This window comes from Rhodococcus wratislaviensis (assembly GCF_041228765.1).
GTDB classification, from domain to species: domain Bacteria; phylum Actinomycetota; class Actinomycetes; order Mycobacteriales; family Mycobacteriaceae; genus Rhodococcus_F; species Rhodococcus_F wratislaviensis.
In genome coordinates, this window is record NZ_CP150488.1 from 4,405,606 (window position 1) to 4,430,002 (window position 24,397).

General features: G+C 65.7%; 9 protein-coding genes. 5 read left to right on the top strand and 4 right to left on the bottom strand.

The annotated features are described in order from the left end of the window. Positions 1–88: 88 nt before the first annotated feature. The 3 genes from WKC72_RS20420 to pabB form a co-directional block, all read right to left on the bottom strand. Complete coding sequence (locus WKC72_RS20420) at positions 89–250, bottom strand: hypothetical protein (protein WP_158461205.1); 162 nt, start codon at positions 248–250, stop codon at positions 89–91. Positions 251–315: 65 nt separating this feature from the next. Next, the gene (locus WKC72_RS20425; protein WP_370178691.1) at positions 316–15,342 is read right to left on the bottom strand and encodes an amino acid adenylation domain-containing protein; all 15,027 of its coding nucleotides are present in this window, start codon (positions 15,340–15,342) and stop codon (positions 316–318) included. Next, a complete protein-coding gene (gene pabB / locus WKC72_RS20430; protein WP_370178693.1) occupies positions 15,308–18,193 on the bottom strand; it encodes an aminodeoxychorismate synthase component I in 2,886 nt (961 codons plus the stop codon). The genes WKC72_RS20425 and pabB overlap by 35 nt, the downstream gene beginning before the upstream one ends. A gap of 714 nt (positions 18,194–18,907) precedes the next feature. Here pabB and WKC72_RS20435 point away from each other — a divergent pair. Both WKC72_RS20435 and WKC72_RS20440 read left to right on the top strand, forming a co-directional pair. Then, on the top strand, positions 18,908–19,135 hold the full coding sequence (locus tag WKC72_RS20435; protein ID WP_370178695.1) for a GntR family transcriptional regulator: 228 nt from the start codon (positions 18,908–18,910) through the stop codon (positions 19,133–19,135). 137 nt (positions 19,136–19,272) lie between these two features. Next, positions 19,273–20,814 carry a carboxylesterase/lipase family protein gene (locus WKC72_RS20440; protein WP_370178697.1) on the top strand — a complete coding sequence of 514 codons (1,542 nt, stop codon included), beginning with the start codon at positions 19,273–19,275 and terminating at the stop codon, positions 20,812–20,814. Between the two features lie 238 nt (positions 20,815–21,052). Here the strand turns inward: WKC72_RS20440 and WKC72_RS20445 are convergent, their stop codons facing one another. Further along, entirely contained in the window at positions 21,053–21,643 is a 591-nt protein-coding gene (locus WKC72_RS20445) for a nitroreductase family deazaflavin-dependent oxidoreductase (RefSeq protein ID WP_370178699.1), read from the bottom strand. A gap of 135 nt (positions 21,644–21,778) precedes the next feature. Here WKC72_RS20445 and WKC72_RS20450 point away from each other — a divergent pair, with 135 nt between their 5' ends. The 3 genes from WKC72_RS20450 (at position 21,779) to WKC72_RS20460 (ending at position 24,243) form a co-directional block, all read left to right on the top strand. Beyond that, the gene (locus WKC72_RS20450) at positions 21,779–22,516 is read left to right on the top strand and encodes a class I SAM-dependent methyltransferase (protein ID WP_370178701.1); all 738 of its coding nucleotides are present in this window, start codon (positions 21,779–21,781) and stop codon (positions 22,514–22,516) included. A 110-nt stretch (positions 22,517–22,626) separates the two neighbouring features. After that, a complete protein-coding gene (locus WKC72_RS20455; protein WP_370178704.1) occupies positions 22,627–22,950 on the top strand; it encodes a hypothetical protein in 324 nt (107 codons plus the stop codon). 384 nt (positions 22,951–23,334) lie between these two features. Beyond that, positions 23,335–24,243: a hypothetical protein gene (locus WKC72_RS20460; RefSeq protein WP_370178706.1), complete on the top strand. Its 909-nt coding sequence runs from the start codon at positions 23,335–23,337 to the stop codon at positions 24,241–24,243. Positions 24,244–24,397: the final 154 nt, after the last annotated feature.

The following is a 24,397-nucleotide window of genomic DNA, read 5'->3' on the forward strand; positions in this document are numbered from 1 at the left end:
GCACTGGACAACGCGTTAGCAGAGGCTGGCCTCCCGGCCTCCGACGTCGACGGTCTCATGGCAACAATGGTGCCACCGCCAACTCCACCTACGGTGGCTTCGTTGGCAAAGCGATGGTTGACATCGCGATGATCGCGACCATGATCAGGCGGCGCGCCCGAACCTGACGGTTTTCAAATGCTCGCTCAGATCTACGCAGTCGCTCTTGTACGAGATAGTGGTGGATTTCCTGATCCTGGCGCCCGATCATCTCCCGCTCCTGATGGGCGTGCTAACCAACCCGGCAGAGCGGCGCTCACCGATGTCGAACCGCAACTAACCGGCAGCGTCGACGAGGTAGGTGTTGAGAACTCGTGCAATGTCCGCCAAAGCTCGTGGCGTGGTCATACGAATATGGGTGGCATCGATGGGATAGTAGTCGATTGAACCAGTTATGTATGGTTGCCAGCAACTTTCGGCAACCTCCCGAGTCATATCGTCAGCTGCGGCGGCGAAGAAAACCATGTCTCCGTCGAACACGGCGGGGTGGTAGTCGGCGACCAACCGGGGCGCGTCATTGAAGGATTCGACGATCCGCTTCACGTGTGATGGCTGGAGAAACTCGAATGACCCGGTTCGCAAATGAATCAATTCGGTCGCTTGTTCAGCCGACATGGTTTCCCCCGCGGCATCGAAGTCTTCGGCACCGAATCCAAACAGATCGGCTAGCTCGACCAGGATGTCTTCAACAGTGAATTCCTGGTTTGCAGTCGAATCCGCTTCGCGGAAAAAGCTGTCCAGCATCGCCAGCATCGAGACCTCCTTCCCGAGAAGGCGAAATCGTGTGGCTACGGCGTGGGCAATAACTCCGCCCAAGGACCAGCCGAGCAGGTGATATGGCCCATCTGGTTGCACGGCCTGGATCTCCCGGACGTAGTGCTCCGCCAACTGTTCGATCGAACGGGGATGCGGGTCGTCTTCGACGAGTTCGGGGGATTGCAGCCCGTAGATTCGCCGTCTCGGTTCGGTGTATCGACCCAAACCTGCGTAGCACCAGGCCAATCCGCTAGCCGGGTGTATGCAAAAGATCGGGTCGGAATCCCCAACTGATGTGATCGGGAACAGGACGTCGAATGCCGAAGGTCCGGTCGGCACAATAGGTGTAGACCCGTCGGAGACCGCCTCGACTCTACTGGCGATCGCTTCCACCGTGGCTCCAGTGAAGAGCCATGTCACTTGCATCTCGACGTCGAGAGCCTCGCGCAGCCGCGCACTGACCTGGATGGCGAGCAGCGAGTTGCCGCCGAGGGTGAAGAAGTCGTCGTCGAGTCCGACTCGGTCGATGCTGAGGACGTCGGCGAAGACGTCGGCGATGGTCTGTTCGGTGGGGGTGACCGGCGCCCGGAACTGCCGGTTCAACGGCGCTGGTGCGGGGAGTGCGCGGCGGTCGATCTTGCCGTTGGTGGTCAGGGGTAGTGCGTCGAGGATGGTGATGGGGGTGGGCACCATGTAGTCGGGGAGGTGGTCGGCGGCGAAGGTGTGGATTGTGGTGGGGTCGAGGGGGGTGTGGTTGCGGGGGACGACGTATCCGACGAGTCGGTCGCCGGTGTGGTGGTCGTGGTGGACTGTCACTGCGGCGTGGGTGATGTCGGGGTGGGTGGTGAGGGTTGCTTCGATTTCGCCGAGTTCGATGCGGTGGCCGCGGATTTTGACTTGGAGGTCGCGGCGGCCGAGGTATTCGAGGGTGCCGTCGGGGTGCCAGCGGACGAGGTCGCCGGTGCGGTACATGCGTTGGCCGGGTGGGCCGTAGGGGTTGGCGATGAACCGTTCGGCGGTCAGTGCGGGTCGGCTGTGGTATCCGCGTGCCAGCTGCACCCCGGACACATACAACTCGCCCACCACCGCCACCGGTACTGGATGCAAGCGGTGGTCCAGCACGTAGGCGTGGCAGTTGATCTGGGGTGTGCCGATGGGCACCACTCTCTGTTCGTGCTGGGTGCAGCGGTGGCAGATGACGCTGACGGTGGTTTCGGTGGGCCCGTACTGGTTCCATACCGTCGCCGGACCGAACTCCGCCAACCGTGCGACCGTCTGCCCGGACAGCGTTTCACCGCCGAGGTAGACCACCCGCACGCCGCGGAGGACGTCGGGTGATCGGCTGGCCATCAGGGCGGTCAGTACCGTCGGCACCGACGCCACGTGAGTGACCTTCTGTGCCCGGATGAGTTCGGAGAGGTAGTCGGGGTCGCGTTGGCCGTCGGGCCCTGCCAAGACCACGCAGCCCCCGACCTGCAGCGGTGCGAAGAGATCGGGGGTCGACGCGTCGAAGGTCACCGCGTTGCTCTGCAGAAGACGATCACCGGCACGGTGATCGAACGCCTCGACCACCCACTGAGCCTCGTTGACGATCGCGCTGTGCGCCACGGTCACCCCCTTCGGCCGGCCGGTCGATCCCGAGGTGAACATCACGTACGCCATGTTCTGCGGGCGAAGTGGTGCGAGGCGGTCCGCGTCGGTCACCGGCGCCGCGGACATCGGTGACAGATCGATGGTGTCGATGTGGAGGACCGGTACCGGGTCGGGCAGGTCGTCTTGGTCGTCGTGGGTGGTGGTCAGAATGCAGGTTGGTTGTGCCACTGCGAGAATGAAGTGTGTGCGCTCGGCTGGGTGGTCGGGGTCGATGGGCAGATACGCTGCACCGGCGGTGAGGGTCGCGTAGACGCCGACGATGAAGTCGAGGGAGCGGCGCATCCGTAGTGCCATGATGGTTTCCGGGCCCACGCCCTGGGTGATCAGGTGTCGGGCGAGACGGTTGACGCGTGCATCGAACTCGGCGTAGGACAGTGTTCGGTTTCCGTCCACCACCGCGGGCGCGTCGGGTGTGCGCGCGACCTGCGCACCGAACATCGACACCAGTGTGTCGGTGGTTGTCGCATGATCGGTGTGGTTCCAGTCCTCGAGGATCAGCTGTTTTTCGGTGGGGTCGAGGAGGTCGATGTCGCCGACCGGGCTGTCCGGATCGGTAACCACTGCCTCGAGGAGTCGGGTGAACCGGTCTGCGAATCCGTGGACGGTGTCCTCGTCGAACAGGTCCTGTGCGTAAGTGAGCGCGGCGGTCAATCCTCGAGCGGCACCATCGCGATCGACGCGTTCACTCACCACCAGCGTGAGGTCGAACTGGGTGGCGGTGTGGTCGATGTCCTCGATGTGGGCGGTCAGTCCCGCCAGTTCGAGCTTCGGGGGTTCTTGGTTCTGGAAGACGAGCATCACCTGGAACAGTGGGTGTCGGGTGGTCGATCGTGCCGGGTTGAGGGCCTGGACCACCCGTTCGAATGGCACGTCGGCGTGCTCGAATGCGGCCAGGTCGGTTTCTCGCACCGTCGTGAGCAGTTGGGTGAAGCTGCTGGCGGGCTCGACCGGGGTTCGCAGTGCGAGGGTGTTGACGAACATGCCGACCAGATCGTCGAGTGCCGGGTCGCCGCGGCCGGCGACGGGGGTGCCGATGATGATGTCAGTGGTGCCCGACATCCGGGCCAGGAATATCGCGAACGCGGTGTGCAGCACCATGAACACGGTCGCGGTGTGTTGTCGTGCGAGTTCGGCTGCCGCGCGGTGGGTGCGTGCGTCGATGGTGAACGTGTGTGTCCGGCCACGGTGGGTGACGGCGGGCGGCGTTCGGTTCCCGGGCAGTTCGAGCTGTTCGGGCAGACCGTCGAGTGTGGAACGCCAGTAGGTCAGCTGTTGCGCGAGCACCGAGTTGGGGTCGTCGTCGGAGCCGAGTAGTTCGCGTTGCCATAGGGTGTAGTCGGCGTACTGCACCGCCAGTGGTGGCCACGATGGCGTGTGTCCGCCGGTTCGGGCCGTGTAGGCGGCCATGAGATCCCGGGCCAGCGGGGCGATCGAGGAGCCGTCGGCGCAGATGTGGTGCAGCACCACGGCGAGCACGTGTTCGTTGTCGGCTGTCTCGAACAGGGCGGCCCGTACCGGCACCGATGTGGTGACGTCGAACTCGGCGGAGGCCATCGACAGCAGTCGTGCGGCGAGCTCGTTCTCGGTCACCGCGGCGGTGGCGAATCCGCTACTGACCTCGGCTGCCGGGACGATCACTTGGTGCGGGCCGGCCTCGGATTCGGGGTAGATCGTCCGGAGGGTCTCGTGCCGGTCCACGACGTCGGCGATCGCTGCCAGCAGTGCGGCGGTGTCGATTGTTCCCGAGAGGCGCACGGCGAATGGGATGGTGTAGACCGGTGAGTGTGGGTCGAACCGGTTGAGGAACCAGATGCGTTGCTGTGCATACGATAGCGGGATGTGTTCGGGTCGGGGCCGGGGCAGCAGCGGTGTGCGTGCACCCGCCGTCGCCCGGGAGGCGAGCCACGTCGACAGTGCCTGCACCGACGACGCCTCGAACAGCACCCGCATCGGTACCCGCGCATCCATCGCCACACCCAGCCGCGACACCACCTGCGTCGCAAGCAGCGAGTTGCCGCCGAGGGTGAAGAAGTCGTCGTCGAGTCCGACCCGCTCGCGATCGAGGACGTCGGCGAACACCCCGGCAACGACCCCCTCCACCACCGTCATCGGCGCCCGGTACTGTGGCACCGGCAATACCGGTGCCGGCAACGCCCGCCGATCCACCTTCCCACTGGCCGTCAACGGCAACCGATCCACGACGGTTATCGGCGAGGGCACCATGTAGTCGGGGAGGCGGTCCGCGACCATCGCGCGGACACGATCCGGGTCGAGGTGGGCGCCGTCACGTGAGACGACGTAGCCGACGAGCCGGTCCCCGGTGTGGGGATCGTGGTGCACCGCGGCGACAGCCTGGGTTACGTCGGGATCCGCCGTCAGGGTTGCTTCGATTTCGCCGAGTTCGATGCGGTGGCCGCGGATTTTGACTTGGAGGTCGCGGCGGCCGAGGTATTCGAGGGTGCCGTCGGGGTGCCAGCGGACGAGGTCGCCGGTGCGGTACATGCGTTGGCCGGGTGGGCCGTAGGGGTTGGCGACGAACCGTTCGGCGGTCAGTGCGGGCCGGCTGTGGTATCCGCGGGCCAGCTGGACCCCGGACACATACAACTCGCCCACCACCGCCACCGGTACCGGATGCAAGCGATGATCCAGCACGTAGGCGTGGCAGTTGGTCTGGGGTGTGCCGATGGGTACCACTCTCTGTTCGTGCTGGGTGCAGCGGTGGCAGATGACGCTGACGGTGGTTTCGGTGGGCCCGTACTGGTTCCACACCGTTGCCGGACCGAACTCCGCCAACCGCGCCACCGTGTGCCCGGACAACGTTTCACCGCCGAGGTAGACCACCCGCACGCCGCGGAGGACGTCGGGTGATCGGCTGGCCATCAGGGCGGTCAGTACCGTCGGCACCGAGGACATGTGGGTAATCGCTTGGGTGCGGATGAGTTCGGCGAGATAGTCGGGGTCGCGTTGGCCGTCGGGCCCTGCCAAGACCACGCAGCCCCCGACCTGCAGCGGTGCGAAGAGATCGGGGGTCGATGCGTCGAAGGTCACCGCGTTGCTCTGCAGGAGACGGTCACCGAAGCCGTAATCTAACGCAACCCACTGAGCCTCGTTGACGATCGCGCTGTGCGCCACGGTCACCCCCTTCGGCCGGCCGGTCGATCCCGAGGTGAACATCACGTACGCCATGTTCTGCGGGCGAAGTGGTGCGAGGCGGTCCGCGTCGGTCACCGGCGCCGCGGACATCGGTGACAGATCGATGGTGTCGATGTGGAGGACCGGTACCGGGTCGGGCAGGTCGTCTTGGTCGTCGTGGGTGGTGGTCAGAATGCAGGTTGGTTGTGCCACTGCGAGAATGAAGTGTGTGCGCTCGGCTGGGTGGTCGGGGTCGATGGGCAGATACGCTGCACCGGCGGTGAGGGTCGCGTAGACGCCGACGATGAAGTCGAGGGAGCGGCGCATCCGTAGTGCCATGATGGTTTCCGGGCCCACACTCTGGGTGATCAGGTGTCGGGCGAGACGGTTGACGCGTGCATCGAACTCGGCGTAGGACAGTGTTCGGTTTCCGTCCACCACCGCGGGCGCGTCGGGTGTGCGCGCCACCTGCGCACCGAACATCGACACCAGTGTGTCGGTGGTTGTCGCATGATCGGTGTGGTTCCAGTCCTCGAGGATCAGCTGTTTTTCGGTGGGGTCGAGGAGGTCGAGGTCGCCGACTGGGCTGTCGGGATCGGCGATGATGGCTTCGAGGGCGCGTAGGTATCGGTTGAGCAGGGCTTGGACGTATGGTTCGTCGAACAGGTCGTGGAGGTAGGTCAGGGTTAGTCGGATTTGGGTGTCGGCGGTGATTTTCAGGGCGAGGGGGTAGTGGGTGTTGTCGTTGGCGGTGATACCGGTGAGGGTGATGCCGTCGAGTGCGGCGGCCTGTTCGGTGAGTGCGGCGTGTTCGACGGGATACGATTCGAACACCGTCAGGGTGTCGAAGAGGGCGTCGGTTGTGCCGGCGGATTGCTGGATGTCGGTGAGCCCGAGGTAGTGGTGGTCGAGCAGGTCGGTTTGTTCACGGTGCATCCGCGTCAGTAGTTGGGTGATCGACTCGTCCGGGTCCGCCCGCACCCTGACCGGCACCGTGTTGATGAACAGTCCGATCATCGATTCCACGCCTGCGAGTTGGGGTGGCCGTCCTGACACGGTGCTACCGAAGATCGTGTCGTCGCGGCCGGTCATCCGCATCAGCAGAATTCCCCAGGCCGCCTGCATCACCGTGTTGACGGTGACATCGAGTCGGGCGGCCAACTCGGACAGGGCACGTGTTTTGTGCTCGCCGAGATCGGCGGTTACGTCACCGGCCCGGGAGGAGATCTCTCGGCCCGGGTCGGCGGGGGCGAGCAGGGTCGGGCCCTCGACACCCTCGAGCGCCGCCGCCCAGGCCTGCCGCGACGCTGCCTCGTCTTGTTCGGTGCGCCATTCGAGATAATTGCGATACGGGCGGGCGGGAGGCAACGCCGACGGCTCGTCGCCGGCGGCATAGAGTGCGAGCATGTCCGTCATCAGTAGTGGCATGGACCAGCCGTCGAGCAGGATGTGGTGGTTGGCGACGACCAGCTCGTATCGGTCCTCGGCGACCGTGACCAGTGTGAATCGGATCAACGGCGGTGCGGTCAGGTCGAAGTGGGTGGCCTGATCGTCGGCCAGCAGTCGCGTCAACGTGTCCGGGCGAGTGGTGTCGTCGACTTGGCGTAGATCGACCTCGGACCATGGCACCGGCACCTTGTCGAGTACCAGCTGGACGGGTATGCCGTCGGCTGCCTCGACGAACGCCACCCGCAGGTTCGGGTGGCGATCCAGTACCGCCTGTGCTGCCGCATGCAATCGGGTGGTGTCCACCCGGCCGGTGAGGGTGAATACGACCTGCATCGAGTACACGTCGACCGATGACGCGGCCAACAGCGCGTGGAACAGCAGACCCGACTGCAGCGGCGTCAGGGGCCACACGTCCGTGACGGCCGGATACGCCGCTTCCCAGCGGTCGATGTCGGATTGACGTGCGGTGATCAACGGTAGATCCGACGGTGTCAGCCCGCCGGCGTCGGGGGTCTGCGCATGGGTGGCGAGCGCGGCGAGCGCCGCACACCATTGTTCCGTCAAGTCCTGCACATCGGTCCGCGCGATTGCACCCGTCGGGAATGTGAACGTGGCGCCCAGTACCGGACCCTCGCCGTCGTCGGTGACGATCGCATTGATGTCGACGACGCCGTTCGCCGGCAGGTCGGCATCTCCCGGCGCGGCGATGTCGCCGAGACGGCGGCACGGTGACCACTGCGCCCCCGGCATCTCGTTCGGCACACCACCGCCGGAGACCCGGCCGAGGTAGTTGAAGCTGATCTGGCCGACCGGCAGCGACCGTAACTGCTCGGCTGTGTCCCGATTCAGGTAGCGCAGCAGCCCGAAGCCGATTCCCCTGTCCGGTAAAGATCTGAGCTGCTCCTTGATCGACTTGACCGCCTGGCCGGCCGCGGCGCCCCCGGTGAAGGCCTCGTCGAGGTCGGCGGCCCCGATATCCAGACGCACCGGAAACACGGTGGTGAACCATCCCACCGTCCGAGACAGATCCGCTCCCGCGGCAATCTGCTCCTGACGGCCGTGTCCCTCGAGTTGGATCAGTGTCGAGGATTCGAAGACCTGCCGCGCGCGCCGCCACCGGCAGACGGCCAACGCCACTGCCGCCAGCAGTCCGTCCTCGACGCCGCCGTGGAACAGGGTCGGCACGGTCGTCAGCAGTGGTGCCGTCACCGGCGCCGGTATGCTCACCTCGACCCGGTCGAGGGTGGATCCCACATCGATTGCCGCGTTGAACGGGCGGAGGCCCAATACCGGGTCGGGCGCCTGCAACAGCGTCTGCCACATCGGCAACTCCGCCAGCCGCGCCGGGGTCGACGACTCCTCGACCAACGCGTGCGCCCACCGGCGCATCGACGTTCCGACGGGATCCAACACCGGGGTGTGCCCAGCGGAGACCTGCGCCCATGCGGAGGCCAGGTCCGGCAGGATGATTCGCCACGACACCCCGTCGATCACCAGGTGGTGCGCGGCGATCAGCAACCAGCCCGGCCGTTGGGCGGTGCTGCCTCCCGACCGGAAATCGAGCCACACGAACTGCACCATCACGCCCGTCGTCGGCGCCAACCGCCCCAACGCCGCATCCAGTTGCGCCGACGCCAACGCCGCCGCGGCTTCCTCGTCGAGATCGGCGGTGACCTCCACCCGACGAACAAGGCCGTCCACATCGATGGCATCCGACCCACCGACTTCCAGGCCCCAGCCGCGCTCGTCGCCGACCAGTCGCGAGCGGAACATGTCGTGGTGAGCGAGCACGGCCGCGGCCGTCGCCACCAACCCACCGCGGTCAATTCCGGGCGGCAACTCCACCACCATGTGTTGCGAGAATCGACCGAAGCCGCCACCGCGCTCGATCAGCGCCCGCGCGACCGGGGTCAGCGGCATCCACCCGATACCGCCGCCCGGCAACTCCTCGAGCACCACCGGCGGGCCGGAGTCCTCGGGACGCTGCGCGACTTCAGCCAAGCCGCCAACAGTCCTGCGCTCGAATACATCGCGTGAGGAGAACACCACGCCCCGGGCTTTCGCGCGTGAGACCAACTGAATCGCGACGATGCTGTCGCCACCGAGAGCGAAGAACGACTCGTCGACCCCGACGCGGTCGACGCCGAGGACGTCGGCGAAGACGTCGGCGATGGTCTGTTCGAGGGGGGTGGCCGGCGCCCGGAACTGCCTCGTCAACGGCGTTGGTGCGGGGAGTGCGCGGCGGTCGATCTTGCCGTTCACGCTCACTGGCATCCGGTCGAGAGTCACGAACACCGACGGCACCATGAAATCAGGCAGGCGCGCACCGACCGTCGCGGCGAGCCTCTCGGGGTCGACGTGGGCGCCTGGGGTCGGCACCACATAGGCGACCAATTGCTCGGTGACGGGGCCCTTGTGCACCGTCACTGCGGCGTGGGTGATGTCGGGGTGGGTGGTGAGGGTGGCTTCGATTTCGCCGAGTTCGATGCGGTGGCCGCGGATTTTGACTTGGAGGTCGCGGCGGCCGAGGTATTCGAGGGTGCCGTCGGGGTGCCAGCGGACGAGGTCGCCGGTGCGGTACATGCGTTGGCCGGGTGGGCCGTAGGGGTTGGCGACAAAGCGTTCGGCGGTCAGTGCGGGTCGGCTGTGGTATCCGCGGGCGAGTTGGATTCCGGCCAGGTGCAGTTCTGCGGTGACGCCGGTGGGGACGGGGCGGAGTCGGTCGTCGAGGACGTAGGCGTGGGTGCCGCGGATCGGGCCGCCGATGGTGATCGGGCCGCCGGGTGGCAGTGCTCCGCTGCAGTTGCTCATCACGGTGGTTTCGGTGGGGCCGTAGCCGTTGAAGAATCGGCGGGGGGTGTGGGAGGTGTCGGTGGGTGTGGCCCAGCGGGTGAGCAGGTCGGGGGTGCAGGCCTCGCCGGCGGAGAGGACGGTGTGCAGGGTGTGGAGGTGGGTGGGGTCCATCGTGGCGAGTGCGGCCGGTGTGATCACGGCGTGGGTGATGTGGTTGGTGTGGAGGAGGTGGGTGAGTTCGTCGCCGCCGAAGACGGTGGGTGGGGCGATGACCATGGTGGCGCCGGATCCGGCGGCGAGGAGCAGTTCGAAGACCGAGGCGTCGAAGCTCGGTGATGCCACGGCCAGGGTGCGGGAGTCGGGGGTGATGGTGAATCGTTCGCGTTGTTCGGCGGCGAGGTTGGCGAGCCCTTGGTGGGTGACGGCGACGCCTTTGGGGGTGCCGGTGGAGCCGGAGGTGTAGAGCAGGTAGGCGGTGTTGGTGGTGTGCAGGGGTCGGAGTCGGTCGGTGTCGGTGATCGGACCTGAATCCATGGTGTTGCAGTGGGTTTCGAAGTCGGGGGTGTCGATGACGAGCCACGGCAGTGGTCCGGGCAGGGTGGTGGTGTGTTGGGTGGTGGTCAATCCGAGTGCGGCTCGGGAGTCCGAGAGCATGTGGGTGATGCGGTCTTTCGGGTAGTTCGGGTCGATGGGGAGGAACGCGGCACCGGTTTTGGTGGTTGCCCAGACTGCGAGGATCGCGTCGGGGGAGCGGGGGAGTGCGATGGCGACGGTGTCTTCGGTGCCGATGCCTTCGGCGATCAGGATTCGTGCCAGCTGGGAGGAGGCGGTGTCGAGTTGTTCGTAGGACAGGTGGTGGTCTCCGTATGTCACCGCTGGTGCGGTGCGGTCGTGTGCTGCGGCGGTGGCGAGCAGTTGTGGCAGTGTCGTTGCCGGGTGTGCGGGGCCGCCGGTGCGGTCGAGCAGGTTCCGTCGTTCGTCGGCGTCGAGGAGGTCGATGTCGCCGACCGGGCTGTCGGGGTCGGCCACCGCTGCCTCGAGGAGTCGGGTGAACCGGTCGGCGAATCCGTGGACGGTGTCCTCGTCGAACAGGTCCTGCGCGTAAGTGAGCGCGGCGGTCAATCCTCGAGCGGCACCATCGCGATCGACGCGTTCACTCACCGTCAGCGTGAGGTCGAACTGGGTGGCGGTGTGGTCGATGTCCTCGATGTGGGCGGTCAGTCCCGCCAGTTCGAGCTTCGGGGGTTCTTGGTTCTGGAAGACGAGCATCACCTGGAACAGTGGGTGTTGGGTGGTCGATCGTGTCGGGTTGAGGGCTTGTACCACCCGTTCGAACGGCACGTCGGCGTGCTCGAATGCGGCCAGGTCGGTTTCTCGCACCGTCGTGAGCAGTTGGGTGAAGCTGCTGGCGCCGTCGACCGGGGTTCGCAGTGCGAGGGTGTTGACGAACATGCCGACCAGGTCGTCGAGGGCCGGGTCGCCGCGGCCGGCGACGGGGGTGCCGATGATGATGTCAGTGGTGCCCGACATCCGGGCCAGGAACATCGCGAACGCGGTGTGCACCACCATGAACACGGTCGCGGTGTGTTGTCGTGCGAGTTCGGCTGCCGCGCGGTGGGTGCGTGCGTCGATGGTGAACGTGTGTGTCCGGCCACGGTGGGTGACGGCGGGCGGCGTTCGGTTCCCGGGCAGTTCGAGCTGTTCGGGCAGACCGTCGAGTGCGGAACGCCAGTAGGTCAGCTGTTGCGCGAGCACCGAGTTGGGGTCGTCGTCGGAGCCGAGTAGTTCGCGTTGCCATAGGGTGTAGTCGGCGTACTGCACCGCCAGTGGTGGCCACGATGGCGTGTGTCCGCCGGCTCGGGCCGTGTAGGCGGCCATGAGATCCCGGGCCAGCGGGGCGATCGAGGAGCCGTCGGCGCAGATGTGGTGCAGCACCACGGCGAGCACGTGTTCGTTGTCGGCTGTCTCGAACAGGGCGGCCCGTACCGGCACCGATGTGGTGACGTCGAACTCGGCGGAGGCCATCGACAGCAGTCGTGCGGCGAGCTCGTTCTCGGTCACCGCGGCGGTGGCGAATCCGCCACTGACCTCGGCTGCCGGGACGATCACTTGGTGCGGGCCGGCCTCGGATTCGGGGTAGATCGTCCGGAGGGTCTCGTGCCGGTTGACGAGGTCGGCGATCGCTGCCAGCAGTGCGGCGGTGTCCATTGTTCCCGAGAGGCGCACGGCGAATGGGATGGTGTAGACCGGTGAGTGTGGGTCGAACCGGTTGAGGAACCAGATGCGTTGCTGCGCATACGATAGCGGGATGTGTTCGGGTCGGGGCCGGGGCAGCAGCGGTGTGTGTGCATCCGCCGTCGCCCGGGAGGCGAGCCACGTCGACAGTGCCTGCACCGACGACGCCTCGAACAGCACCCGCATCGGTACCCGCGCATCCATCGCCACACCCAGCCGCGACACCACCTGCGTCGCAAGCAGCGAGTTGCCGCCCAGGGTGAAGAAGTCGTCGTCGAGTCCGACCATCTCGCGGCCGAGGACGTCGGCGAACACCCCGGCAACGATTCCCTCCACGGCGGTGGCCGGTGGTCGGAATCGGGGTGTCGGTAGTACGGGTGCGGGGAGTGCGCGGCGGTCGATCTTGCCGTTGGTGGTCAGGGGTAGTGCGTCGAGGATGGTGATGGGGGTGGGCACCATGTAGTCGGGGAGGTGGTCGGCGGCGAAGGTGTGAATCGTGGTGGGGTCGACGTGGGCGTCTGGGGTTGGCACCACATAGGCGACCAATTGCTCGGTGACGGGGCCCTTGTGCACCGTCACTGCGGCGTGGGTGATGTCGGGGTGGGTGGTGAGGGTTGCTTCGATTTCGCCGAGTTCGATGCGGTGGCCGCGGATTTTGACTTGGAGGTCGCGGCGGCCGAGGTATTCGAGGGTGCCGTCGGGGTGCCAGCGGACGAGGTCGCCGGTGCGGTACATGCGTTGGCCGGGTGGGCCGTAGGGGTTGGCGATGAACCGTTCGGCGGTCAGTGCGGGTCGGCTGTGGTATCCGCGGGCGAGTTGGATTCCGGCCAGGTGCAGTTCTGCGGTGACGCCGGTGGGGACGGGGCGGAGTCGGTCGTCGAGGACGTAGGCGTGGGTGCCGCGGATCGGGCCGCCGATGGTGATCGGGCCGCCGGGTGGCAGTGCTCCGCTGCAGTTGCTCATCACGGTGGTTTCGGTGGGGCCGTAGCCGTTGAAGAATCGGCGGGGGGTGTGGGAGGTGTCGGTGGGTGTGGCCCAGCGGGTGAGCAGGTCGGGGGTGCAGGCCTCGCCGGCGGAGAGGACGGTGTGCAGGGTGTGGAGGTGGGTGGGGTCCATCGTGGCGAGTGCGGCCGGTGTGATCACGGCGTGGGTGATGTGGTTGGTGTGGAGGAGGTGGGTGAGTTCGTCGCCGCCGAAGACGGTGGGTGGGGCGATGACCATGGTGGCGCTGGATCCGGCGGCGAGGAGCAGTTCGAAGACCGAGGCGTCGAAGCTCGGTGATGCCACGGCCAGGGTGCGGGAGTCGGGGGTGATGGTGAATCGTTCGCGTTGTTCGGCGGCGAGGTTGGCGAGCCCTTGGTGGGTGACGGCGACGCCTTTGGGGGTGCCGGTGGAGCCGGAGGTGTAGAGCAGGTAGGCGGTGTTGGTGGTGTGCAGGGGTCGGAGTCGGTCGGTGTCGGTGATCGGACCTGAATTCATGGTGTTGCAGTGGGTTTCGAAGTCGGGGGTGTCGATGACGAGCCACGGCAGTGGTCCGGGCAGGGTGGTGGTGTGTTGGGTGGTGGTCAATCCGAGTGCGGCTCGGGAGTCCGAGAGCATGTGGGTGATGCGGTCTTTCGGGTAGTTCGGGTCGATGGGGAGGAACGCGGCGCCGGTTTTGGTGGTTGCCCAGACTGCGAGGATCGCGTCGGGGGAGCGGGGGAGTGCGATGGCGACGGTGTCTTCGGTGCCGATGCCTTCGGCGATCAGGATTCGTGCCAGCTGGGAGGAGGCGGTGTCGAGTTGTTCGTAGGACAGGTGGTGGTCTCCGTATGTCACCGCTGGTGCGGTGCGGTCGTGTGCTGCGGCGGTGGCGAGCAGTTGTGGCAGTGTCGTTGCCGGGTGTGCGGGGCCGCCGGTGCGGTCGAGCAGGTTCCGTCGTTCGTCGGCGTCGAGGAGGTCGATGTCACCGACCCGACTCCCCGCATCGGCAGAAAGGAATCGTTCGAGAAAGGACAACAAGCGGTGGTGATGACGTTTGAGAACGTCGTCGTCGTACAGGCTCGGGTTGGCCTGGAAGTCGATGTGTGTCGTAGTGCCGCCCACGCTCGGGTAGATGTTGACGAAAAGATCGTCGACGAGCCCGGAGGTCAACACGTGCAGTCGGCCGAGGTGGGGTCCCAGCCGGATCTCTCGGTCGACCGGCATGATGTTGAGAGTCGGTCCAAACGAGCGATTGCGGCTGATGTCCCTGCCGAGATCGCGGCAGATGTCCTCACGCCGGTACCGCTGCCGGCGCAGCGCCCCGGTCAACTCGAGCTGGGCGGACTTGATCAGTGTCCCGATCGTCACGTCCGCGCCCACCTCGAGTTGGAGCGGTACGACATTGGCCACCATCCCACCTGAGCGTCGCAGCGGTGCGGTCGTTCGGGCCGAAACCGGCAGACTGAGTACGATGTCCGATCTCCCTGTCATCCCGCACAGGAAGCCAGCAAGAGCAGCGACCAAGACCGGCGCCGCACTCGAGTTGTGCTTCGCGACAACCGAGTCGAGCATTGTGGCTACGTCGTGTGACAAGGCCGCGCTGGTCACTCGTGGATGCGCCTCGACGGGCGCCGACCGCCCGGCCAGGCTGGCAGGCTCCGGCAGTCCCTTGGTCCGTTCCACCCAGTACCGCCGATCCGCTTCGAAGCGATCCGAGTTCCGATAGGCAGCATCGATTTCAACGATCTGCGCGAGGTCCAGCACGCGGAGCGGCGGGGCTTCGACACCGGCTACTGCGGCCGTATACAACTCGGCAATACGCTGCACCAGATTCATGGCGCCGTAGCCGTCGAGCGCGATGTGGTGAATGCGTGAGTACCAGTGGTAGTGCCGATCGCCGACTCGGAGTATCGCCGAGACGGCGAGCGCATCGTGGAGGAGGTCTATCGGGGTGCTGAATTCGCGGCGCATCCACTGCTGCGCGGCGACGATCGGGTCGTCCTCCGCGCGAAGGTCGAATCGCCGGATCCCGCTGTCGGAAGTATCGTCGATCAGTTGATACAGCTCACCGTCGTGATCGACCAGGCGTAGGAACCCCGAACCGAACTCCCTGGCGGCCACGCGGCTGGTCGTCTCGAGCAAATCGATATCCAACTCGCCGAAGACCTCGACGTACTGCGCGATCGTGATCGGGAGCTCGCCGGCCAGTTGCTGGGCGAACCAGATTCCCTTCTGCGCGGCAGATAACCGGCATGCCTCCGACGGAAGGCAGGTCCCCGAGCGCCTTTCAACTCCTGGAACCAGTGGCGGGACGGCGTCCACGACTCTTCTCCGATCTGCTCTTTGCGCCAGGAGGCGTCCAAGGGTTGGGCTCGGGCCCGACCTCGGTATGCTGGGGCTGCATGGAGGTCCGCGCGCATGTGGTGTAGATCGCTTCTCCCGCGTGGTCGAAATGTGTTGCCACGTTAGAGAAGAACTTGTTCTCGTCGAGTAGTGCGAGCACTGTCGTGTAGTGGCCGGGTCGGTGCTCGACGACGAGGTTGCCGCCCGCGTGCAGGAGCCGTGCCGCCGCAACAATGGTTTGCCGGGCGAGCCTCAGCCCATCTGTACCACCGACTGGGGCCTGCCGGTGATACTCGCCGCATTGTGAGGGAAGGTCTTCGTCCCCGGGAATGCACGGTGGACGAGCGAGGACCAGATCGGCCGTTCCGTCGAGGTCGGACAGTAGATTGGGCGCGGTGACGGCGGTTTCGTGAAGCATGATCGGGCTCTCGCCGAGGCGGATCTGACGTTCGATGTTGCGTCGCGCCACGTTCAGGGCTGTCGGATCCACATCCACGGCGTGTACACCGGCATCGGCTCGGGCATGCGCGATCGCCAAGGCGATTGCTCCCGAACCGGTGCACAGGTCCACGACCACCGGAGTGGTGACATGTGAAATATCGGCGAGGGCCTCGGCAAGTACAAGTTCGGCATTGGCCCTGGGCGCCGGGACACCAGGGCAGACCCACACCCCTACACCGCCCACTTCGGCCCGCGAGAGTCGTCGCCCGGCTCGATCGATGGTGTCACTCGAGGTCCGCGGACCAACGTGGTGGGCGAGGGCGTGCGATCTGCCGGCGCTGATCGTGAGGGCCCTGCGCATGGCGGCCGCCTTGACCAGGGTCTCGATAAACTCTTCGTCGGGGTCGGACAATGCGACGATGGCGCCCCCGATCCCGAAGCTCACTGTCCCGTTCCGGGACACCATTGTTCGGATGACGATGCTGAGGTCGGCGGTGCCGTTGATCGACAGCCAGCCGAGGGCGCCCGAGTACACACCTCGCGGCCCCTCCTCCAGCCGATCGATGATTTCCATGGTGCGGATCTTCGGTGCTCCGGTCATCGAGCCACCCGGGAAGCAGGCACGCACACACCCGACCGCAGTCGCGTCACCGCGCAGCGTCCCCCGAACCGTCGACACGAGCTGATGGACCGGTGCGTAGGTTTCGACGTCGAACAATCGCGGTACGTGCACCGAACCGGGAGTGCAGACCCGTGAGAGATCGTTGCGCACGAGGTCGACGATCATGAGGTTCTCGGCCCGGTCCTTTTCGCTCGTCAGAAGGTCCCGGCGGAGCGCGTCGTCCGTCGCAGCGGTTGCACCCCGCGGCCGGGTGCCCTTGATCGGTTTGGATTCCACGACCCGATCGGCGCCCACGCGCAGAAACCTCTCGGGAGAGGCGCTGAGTATGTCCGCTGCCTCGAACCTCAGGAGTGCTGCGTAGGGCACTGGAGTAATGGATCGGAGGTAGGCGAACGTTTCGACGGGGTCAATCTCGACATCGATCTGGGCGTGGTTCGTCAAGCACACTTCGTACGTCTCGCCGACCCGAATGTTTTCCAAACAGGTGCGGATCTTGTCGAGGTAGGTTTCACGGTTGTGGCGCAGCGTCATGCGCGGGTCTGCTGCCGACCTGATGAGTGGCTCCGCGGGACGCGCATGGTCGGTCGTGACGGGCATCCGGTTGATTACCCGCGCCGTACGGCGCATCCAGTCGCGGGTTCCGGGTTCGTGTGCGTGCTCGCTGAGCGCCAGTAGGTAGCAGGTGCCGTCGACGTGGTCGATCACGACTGCGCGGTCGGCGAAGACCAGGGCCGCGTCCGGTGTGTCCGCGGAGTGTTGCGCACTGCCGTCGGCTTCGGCCTTCAACTCGTAGCCCAGGTAGCCCACGTAGCCCAGATTGAACGAGAACGGCAGGTCAGGCGATGGCGGGACCGCGCGGATCCGCAACTGTTCGTCGAGATAGTCGAAGAATCGCACGCGTCGTTTGTCGGCCGGAACGCCGGAACGGTGCACTAGGACGGTGCCGTCCGCAACGTCGTACGTGACGTACTCGGCGCGTGGGCCAGATGCGTCGCCCATGATGGTGAAGCGGGCGTCCGGTTCCATTGTGGCGCTGCCATCGAGCCAAAAACTGTTGGGGCCGTCTGCGAACAGGTGCTCATACACCGTCTGTGGGTCGACTCGACGATCTATCCGTCGTGTTTCGACCACGTATGGCGACAAGGTCCGCGGCCGACGTCGTCGTGGCTTCGGGACGGATCCTCTCCGGCGGGTCGGGGTGAGGTCACGGAAGTTGGCGAGGAGTTCATGCCCATGATCGGTGCAGACCGACTCCGGATGGAATTGCAACCCCCACAGCGGGCGCAGACGGTGCCTTACCCCCATAAGGACCCCGTCGGTTGTCCATGCGGTCGCCTCCAGTTCATCGGGGAGATCTTCGACGGCGAGAGAGTGGTACCGAACGACCGACAGAGGCGAGGGGAGACCCGCGAACAATTCCCTTCGGTCGTGAAATATCTTTGAGTTTCGACCGTGCCTCGGCTCTGGAGCCAGGACGACACGCGCACCGAACAGTTGGCATAAACCCTGATGGCCGAGGCACACTCCTAGTGTGGGAAGCCCACCCTGCAGAATGGCCAGCGAGCTGATGCCGAAGTCGCGTTCGACTGCTGGACGACCGGGCCCCGGAGAGATCACGATGTTGTCGAACTCAACCAGATCGATCGCACGCCAGTCGACGTCGTTGCGCACCACCGTCGGCGGGCACCCGTTGACGTCGCTGAGAAAGCTGTAGAGGTTGTATGTGAAGGAATCGTAATTGTCGATCAACAACGTCTTGGTAAACATCGTTTGCCCGGCTCTCGGCGCGTGAGGGATGCGACACTGCGTTGTCTCTCGGCGGTGCAACGACTTGATGAGGTCCCTCGAACTTATTGCAGGAGCTTTCGTCTGAGCGTGTACCCCGGTGGCGCCCTCCTCCATCACGGGGAGCTCGTGTGATACACCGACTGGAGGCGAATCGGCCGACTTCTTGAGATGAGGCGCCATACCGTGAAGTCCGCCCGTGCCCGCGATGGTGCGGGATGATTGCCACCAAGACCTCTCGATGCTTCGGCCCCGCCGCGAGGCTCCGCCGACCTGAGGAAAACTAGCTGCTGAGTGCCGGCGATGCCCGCTCGTGCATTCTTGGTGACGAGCCGGCCAGGGGACAGCTGGGTCCTTGTATCGTCGAGACAGTGGGCCTGGTGGACATGATCAATCCTTAGGAGGGCTATTTAGCCTGTCTATCAACGCAACCAGCCCAGACCCCGACACGCCGCGCGATTGCGCGCACTCCACCTTAAGTCACTAAAGTCCGTGGAAACAAGGTCGCCCAGTCGGCAGTGGTCCACAGAGCAATTGGTCGGTTTTGTACACCGGTACATCACATCCCGGAATCCCCACAATTCGCGGAACAGCCGTCGACTGCAGCTGCTTCTGTGCCTCCCGCACAGATCTTCCGGGCTGTGTGCGGAGTGGTGTCCAGCCGACGAAGCGGATCCGGGACCGATCGTGCTCGGCATGCTTCAACCCGGGGAGAAGCTGTCCGTCTACTCCCTCGCGGACGAATTGGGGGTCAGCAGGGTGCCCCTCCGGGAGGCGGTTCGCCAACTCGAAGCAGAGTCGCACGTCGACAACGTGCGGCGACGAGGTCCCCACCCTGGGGCGATCCGAGGCCTCGCACGACCGCGTATGTGGAACGCCGACGAGCCGAAGGCCTGTCCAGGAAGGACGTCCTCGGTTGCCTGAAACGGTTCATCCCCGCGAGGTATACCACGACCTCAGGCACGACTTGACTGCCGCGACTCCAGACCGGACGTCGATGCCCATGGCAGGCTGAGAGCAGACGTGACTCCGTTGGAACGCCCCGCCGCGAAAGGCCCCTTATGACCGTTCTCACCGTCAGCACCGGTGCAGGGAAAATCTCCGGTGCCCGCACCGACGGGGACGCCCGCTTCCTCGGGGTCCCGTACGCCGCGGCTCCTCAGGGCGACCGCCGCTTTGCACCCCCGCACCCCACAGAGCGATGGGACGGCACCCGGGACGCCACCGAGTATGGTGCCACCGCACCGCAACCGGGATTACACCCCGCCCACACGCATCTGGCGCCACTGACCGGGTCCGGATGGGTCATCGGCGACGGCCACTACCTCAACCTCAACGTCTGGACACCCGACCCGGGCACCAGTGGGCTGCCGGTGATGGTCTACATCCACGGCGGTGGGTTCATGATCGGTTCGGGCAGTGCCCCTGCCTTCGATGGGGCCGCGTTCGCGCGCGACGGCGTCGTCCTGGTCACCATCAACTACCGACTCGGCACGGAGGGCTTCCTGGCCCTGTCCGGTGGATGCACGAACATCGGGCTCCGCGACCAGATCGCAGCACTTCACTGGGTCCGCGACAACATCGCGGGATTCGGCGGGAACCCCGACAACGTCACCGTCTTCGGAGAATCCGCCGGTGGCACCTCGGTCGCATTCCTGCTGCACTCCCCGAAAGCCTCCGGCCTGTTCCGACGAGCGATCGTCCAGAGTGGACACGACGAGATGGCCCGCCCCCTCGCACTCACCGAGAAGCTGACGCATGCCCTCGCCCGGCGGCTCGCGATTCCCCCCACGGCAGACGCGTTCCGAGCGATGCCGGAATCCGAGGTGTTCCGTGCCCAGGCAGCTCTGCTCAGAAACGAGCCCCGCCCAGACCTGCGCGACGCCAACGGTGTCGACCCGGGGCACCGCCGCGCGCTGTTCCTCCCCACCACCGGCGACGACGTCCTGCCCGACCCGATCGGAGTCCCGAGCGCGCACTCACACGACGTCGCTCTGCTCATCGGCACCACACGCGAGGAAGCCAACCTCGGTCTCGGTGCCGACGAGTTCGCGGGCTTCGACGCCCACCGTGCCATCACCGAGCTCGCCGCCACCTATCCCGACGCCGAGGCGCTCCTCGACCGTCACGGCCTCCACGACCCGGCGGTCACCGCCGCGCACGCCCTCACCTCCGCCTACACGGACCTGCTGTTCCGATCCCCGAGCCGGCGCACCGCGCTGCGCCACCCTGGCCGCAGCTACGTCTATGAATTCGCGTGGCGAGCACCCCACCACGGCGCCGCGCACGGCCTCGACGTCCCCTTCGTCTTCGACACCGCCGACGCCTGCCGCGGCCTCATCGGCGACGCGGCGCCAGGCACCCTCACCTACGCGATGCACAGAACCTGGATCGACTTCGCAACCCACGGCACTCCGGGCTGGCCCAGCTACGGTGACACCAGAAAAGCCATGGTGTTCGATGGCGATCCGCACCTCTGTGAGGACACCGCCCCCATCGACATCGGCGCCGAGAACCTCCCGCGCACCACCCCGACAACCGGACGTTCCACGGACGCCGAGCACAGGAACCCGTCGCCCAAATTTGGCGCTCGACGAATGTAGGACCGTCGAACGATGGCGGGGACGGAACGTCGAACGTCGAACGTCGAGCGTCCGGCTGTCCCGCTGGGCGATCCACGTAGGCGACGAGCGCCGACTACTGTCGGCATTCGCTGGGCGCACTCGTCGCGGTGAAGGTTCGTCTCATGGAGCTCCTGCAGTGTCGGCGACCGCCCCGAACAACTGCGGGGGAGCGGTGTGTAGGTGCATTGTCTTCGGTGCGGGCCAATGCCTACTGGCCTTAACGGTCCGCGAGTTCGATGACGAGTGGAATGCCGGTGTCGAACCAATAGCGATGCAGATCCTTGATCTTGGCCCGGGAGGGTCGCCCGCGCAGATGAAGCCGGCACTCGCCGAAGTCCACGAGGTGAACCGTCTCGCAGATCGCGTCTCTTGCCTGCTGAAGCTCGGTCGTGTCGCTGATTTCTCGCGCGACGCCAACGAATGTTCGGCGTCGCAGTCGCAGGCGAACGTTCGGGTTGCCGCGGATGTTCCACACCCAGGATGAAACGGTCAGAGGTCGCTCGATAGCCAGGTCGGGTGGGCGGAGCATCACCACGTACACCTTGTCTTGGCGCCGGATCGCGCGAACGTAGTTGCGGCGCTGCTTGCCGCTCTTGCGTCCAGTGGTAGTGAGTACTCCGTGCCCGGGGGGTGTCGAGACAGCGAAGACCCGGAGCATCATCGTGCTGAGGATGCGTCCACCCTTGGCCGATTGCAGCAGTTGCCTGTGCTTCGGTGCTTGGGTGGTGGCCGCCGCTCGGATGGCGGCGGCATGGACGGACACCGCTTTGTCACCTGATGTGGAGCCGTTGCTCGGGGCTTCTGTCATCTTGAGCCTTCTCGTGTCCCGCGCGGTCACTTCTGACCAGCATCGCAGATCGTCCTCGCCGCTCGCAGCTAATGCTCTTACGAGGTGGACCGACGCACGGGCTGGTAACAGGCTCAGGAAACCTAGAATGTCGATGTGGTGGACCCGACGCACTTCGAGGCGTTAGCTGACATCTACGGTGAGGCGCGGCCGCCGTATCCGCCCGCCCTGTGGAACGCCCTTCGCGGTCTCGGGGTTCTGCAGCCTGGCCGCCGCGCCCTGGACCTCGGAGCGGGAACCGGGCAAGCGACCGGACCGCTGCTCGCCGCGGGCCTGACCGTCACCGCAGTGGAGCCTGGATGTCAGCTCGCCGCATGCCTTCGGAGTGCGAACCCGGAGGCGGCGGTCATTGTCGAGCGGGCCGAAGACGTCGAACTCCCGGAGAACGGCTTCGATGTCGCAGTCGCGGCCACGTCGATTCACTGGATGGATCTGGATGTGGTTCTTCCGAAGGTCCATCGTGCGTTAACCCGTCGAGGGAGATTCCTGGTGTGGCGGAATGTCTTCGGCGTCCCCGATGTCAGGACGCCGTTCAGGGAGCGTGTTGCGCGGATTGTGCAGGATCGCGGTGCACCTCCGAGCCCCGGAATCGATGCGGAGAATGTTGCAGAACTGTCCGCTGAGTTGACTCGGGCGGCCTTGTTCTCCGTTGATGTTGTCCGCACCTTTCGGTGGAGTATCGAGCTGAACGACCGGCAAGTGTTCCAGCTGTTCTCGACGTTCAGCGACTGGAGCGTCGAGGAGGCCGAACGTGCGGCTGCCGCTGTTCGTGAACTCGGAGGCAGCGTGGTCGAGCATTACATGACGTGGCTTATCGCCCTGACCGCCACGTGAGCCACCGATCGTTCGCCGAACGCCCATCGGAGAACCGGAAGACCACTCGACAGCTCGGTGTCCGGCGCAAGTCACCATCCGACACGCTCGGTGCATGTGAAGATGCGTTCGTGCGTACCGAGGATCACGACGAGCCCGCAGGTGACAGTCGACCGACGGCTGACGATGGGCCGTTCACCGTGACGGTCGATGGCGAGGTTTTCCGCGTGAGGCTACGTCCAGACGAACCAGGCGCCTGCGACTATGACTGGGAGTCCGGCCCGAACGCGGGGTACGGATTTTCCAGCTTTCAACACATTGCCAATTCCAGCATTCAAGACCGAGCGAATGCCCCATCCGCCGCGCACCAGCCGAACACGGTTTACGAGCATCGCGAGTCGATCCGCGACTTCCTCCGTCAGATCAACCCCGAGACCGGCTACATCGGCGACTGAGACTCCGCGCACCGAAGCACCGGCTAGTGCCCGTCAGATCGATCGAGGACGGGCACACCTGGGTGTAGTCGTGTTCGTGGCGTCCCCAGGCTGCCGACGGGAAGACTGGTGTCGTGCACGGAAACTGCCCAGTCGACGTCCGTGGGCGACCATCGATGAACCGGTCCACTGCAGGGAACCATGATGTTCGGTATGAATGCTGCTGCCGGCGACACGCAGCCGGTAGGACCGCCATAGGTGCGCATTCTCGTATGAGGCAACGAAGAGGACTGCACGCGCATCTCGCGCGAGTCGACGCGGGGCTTGACACGGCGTCGCTGCCGACGTTTGACTGTAACTCAAGCTCGTGTTCGATCGCCCGACGGTGTTCTGGGAGGTTGACGTATGCGCGGCACAGGGTTAGCGGGTCCGGGGCATCGACGCGGAGCGACCCCCCACCGCAGGACCATCTCGATATTGACCTTGGTTGGAGTGTGCCTTCTCGCCCTGTCGGCCACCCAGACAGCCAGCGGCGAACCAGCCGCAGACACCGTCGACACCGGGTTCACGATCCCCTTCGCCGGGGCACCCGGCTACGAGCGCCTGGCACCGACCCAGGTGACCGGCCCGGGTCAGCTCAACCAGCCCCTCGGTCAGCAAGCGGCGGACGAGATTGCCGGCCAGGTGGGGCTCAACAGGGCAGACGCATTATCCGAGGAGCAGTATCGCGACCTCGTCGCCGGCGGCGGGGTCGGCGGCAGCCGAGAAGCTGCCGAGGTGATCGATGCATGCGCCCGTATCCTCACCAATACGAACGGCCGGCCCCTCTATTCCCACGTCGACGGCCACCCCACACCGTCGGTTCTGGCCAGCTACGGGCTCTACGTGAACACCAGCGGACTGCTGGAGAGTCCGGCCAACGCGGACGCGCCGACGAGGCAGGTGAACTCCTTGATCGCTCCCGGCGGTTTTGTCGGCACATGGTTGAGGAACAACGGTGCGACACACACCCTGATAGCGCTCTACCGGTCGGCGTACACGGTGCAAGCGGTGTATGGCTTCGCAGCGCAACAGATTTCGGGCGCAGCACAACTGGTGACCAACACCAGGGAGGGGGTCAGTTCGGAGGTCGGCATGTCGATGGCGCCGCCGCTCTGGATTGTGAACTTCGCCCTGCTCTACATTCTGAACCCCTCGCTGGCGGCCGCGATGCCTGCCCACTGGGCCCCCATTCCGTCGGCGGTCGCCGACGCAATACGGTCGAGCCCCACCGGCCAGGTTCCATTCAGCGACTATGCGCCCTACTTTCAGTGATTGGATTCCGGGGCCCGGCGAGGTCTCGTCCGATGGAATGAGCGGCGGCGAGGTGCGGGAGCCCCAGTCCGCACACAGCGAGAATCATCGACCTATCTGGGCGAACGACTGCCCGTCCCTGGGAACCGGCTAGGGGCAGGTAGCACGTCCGGCA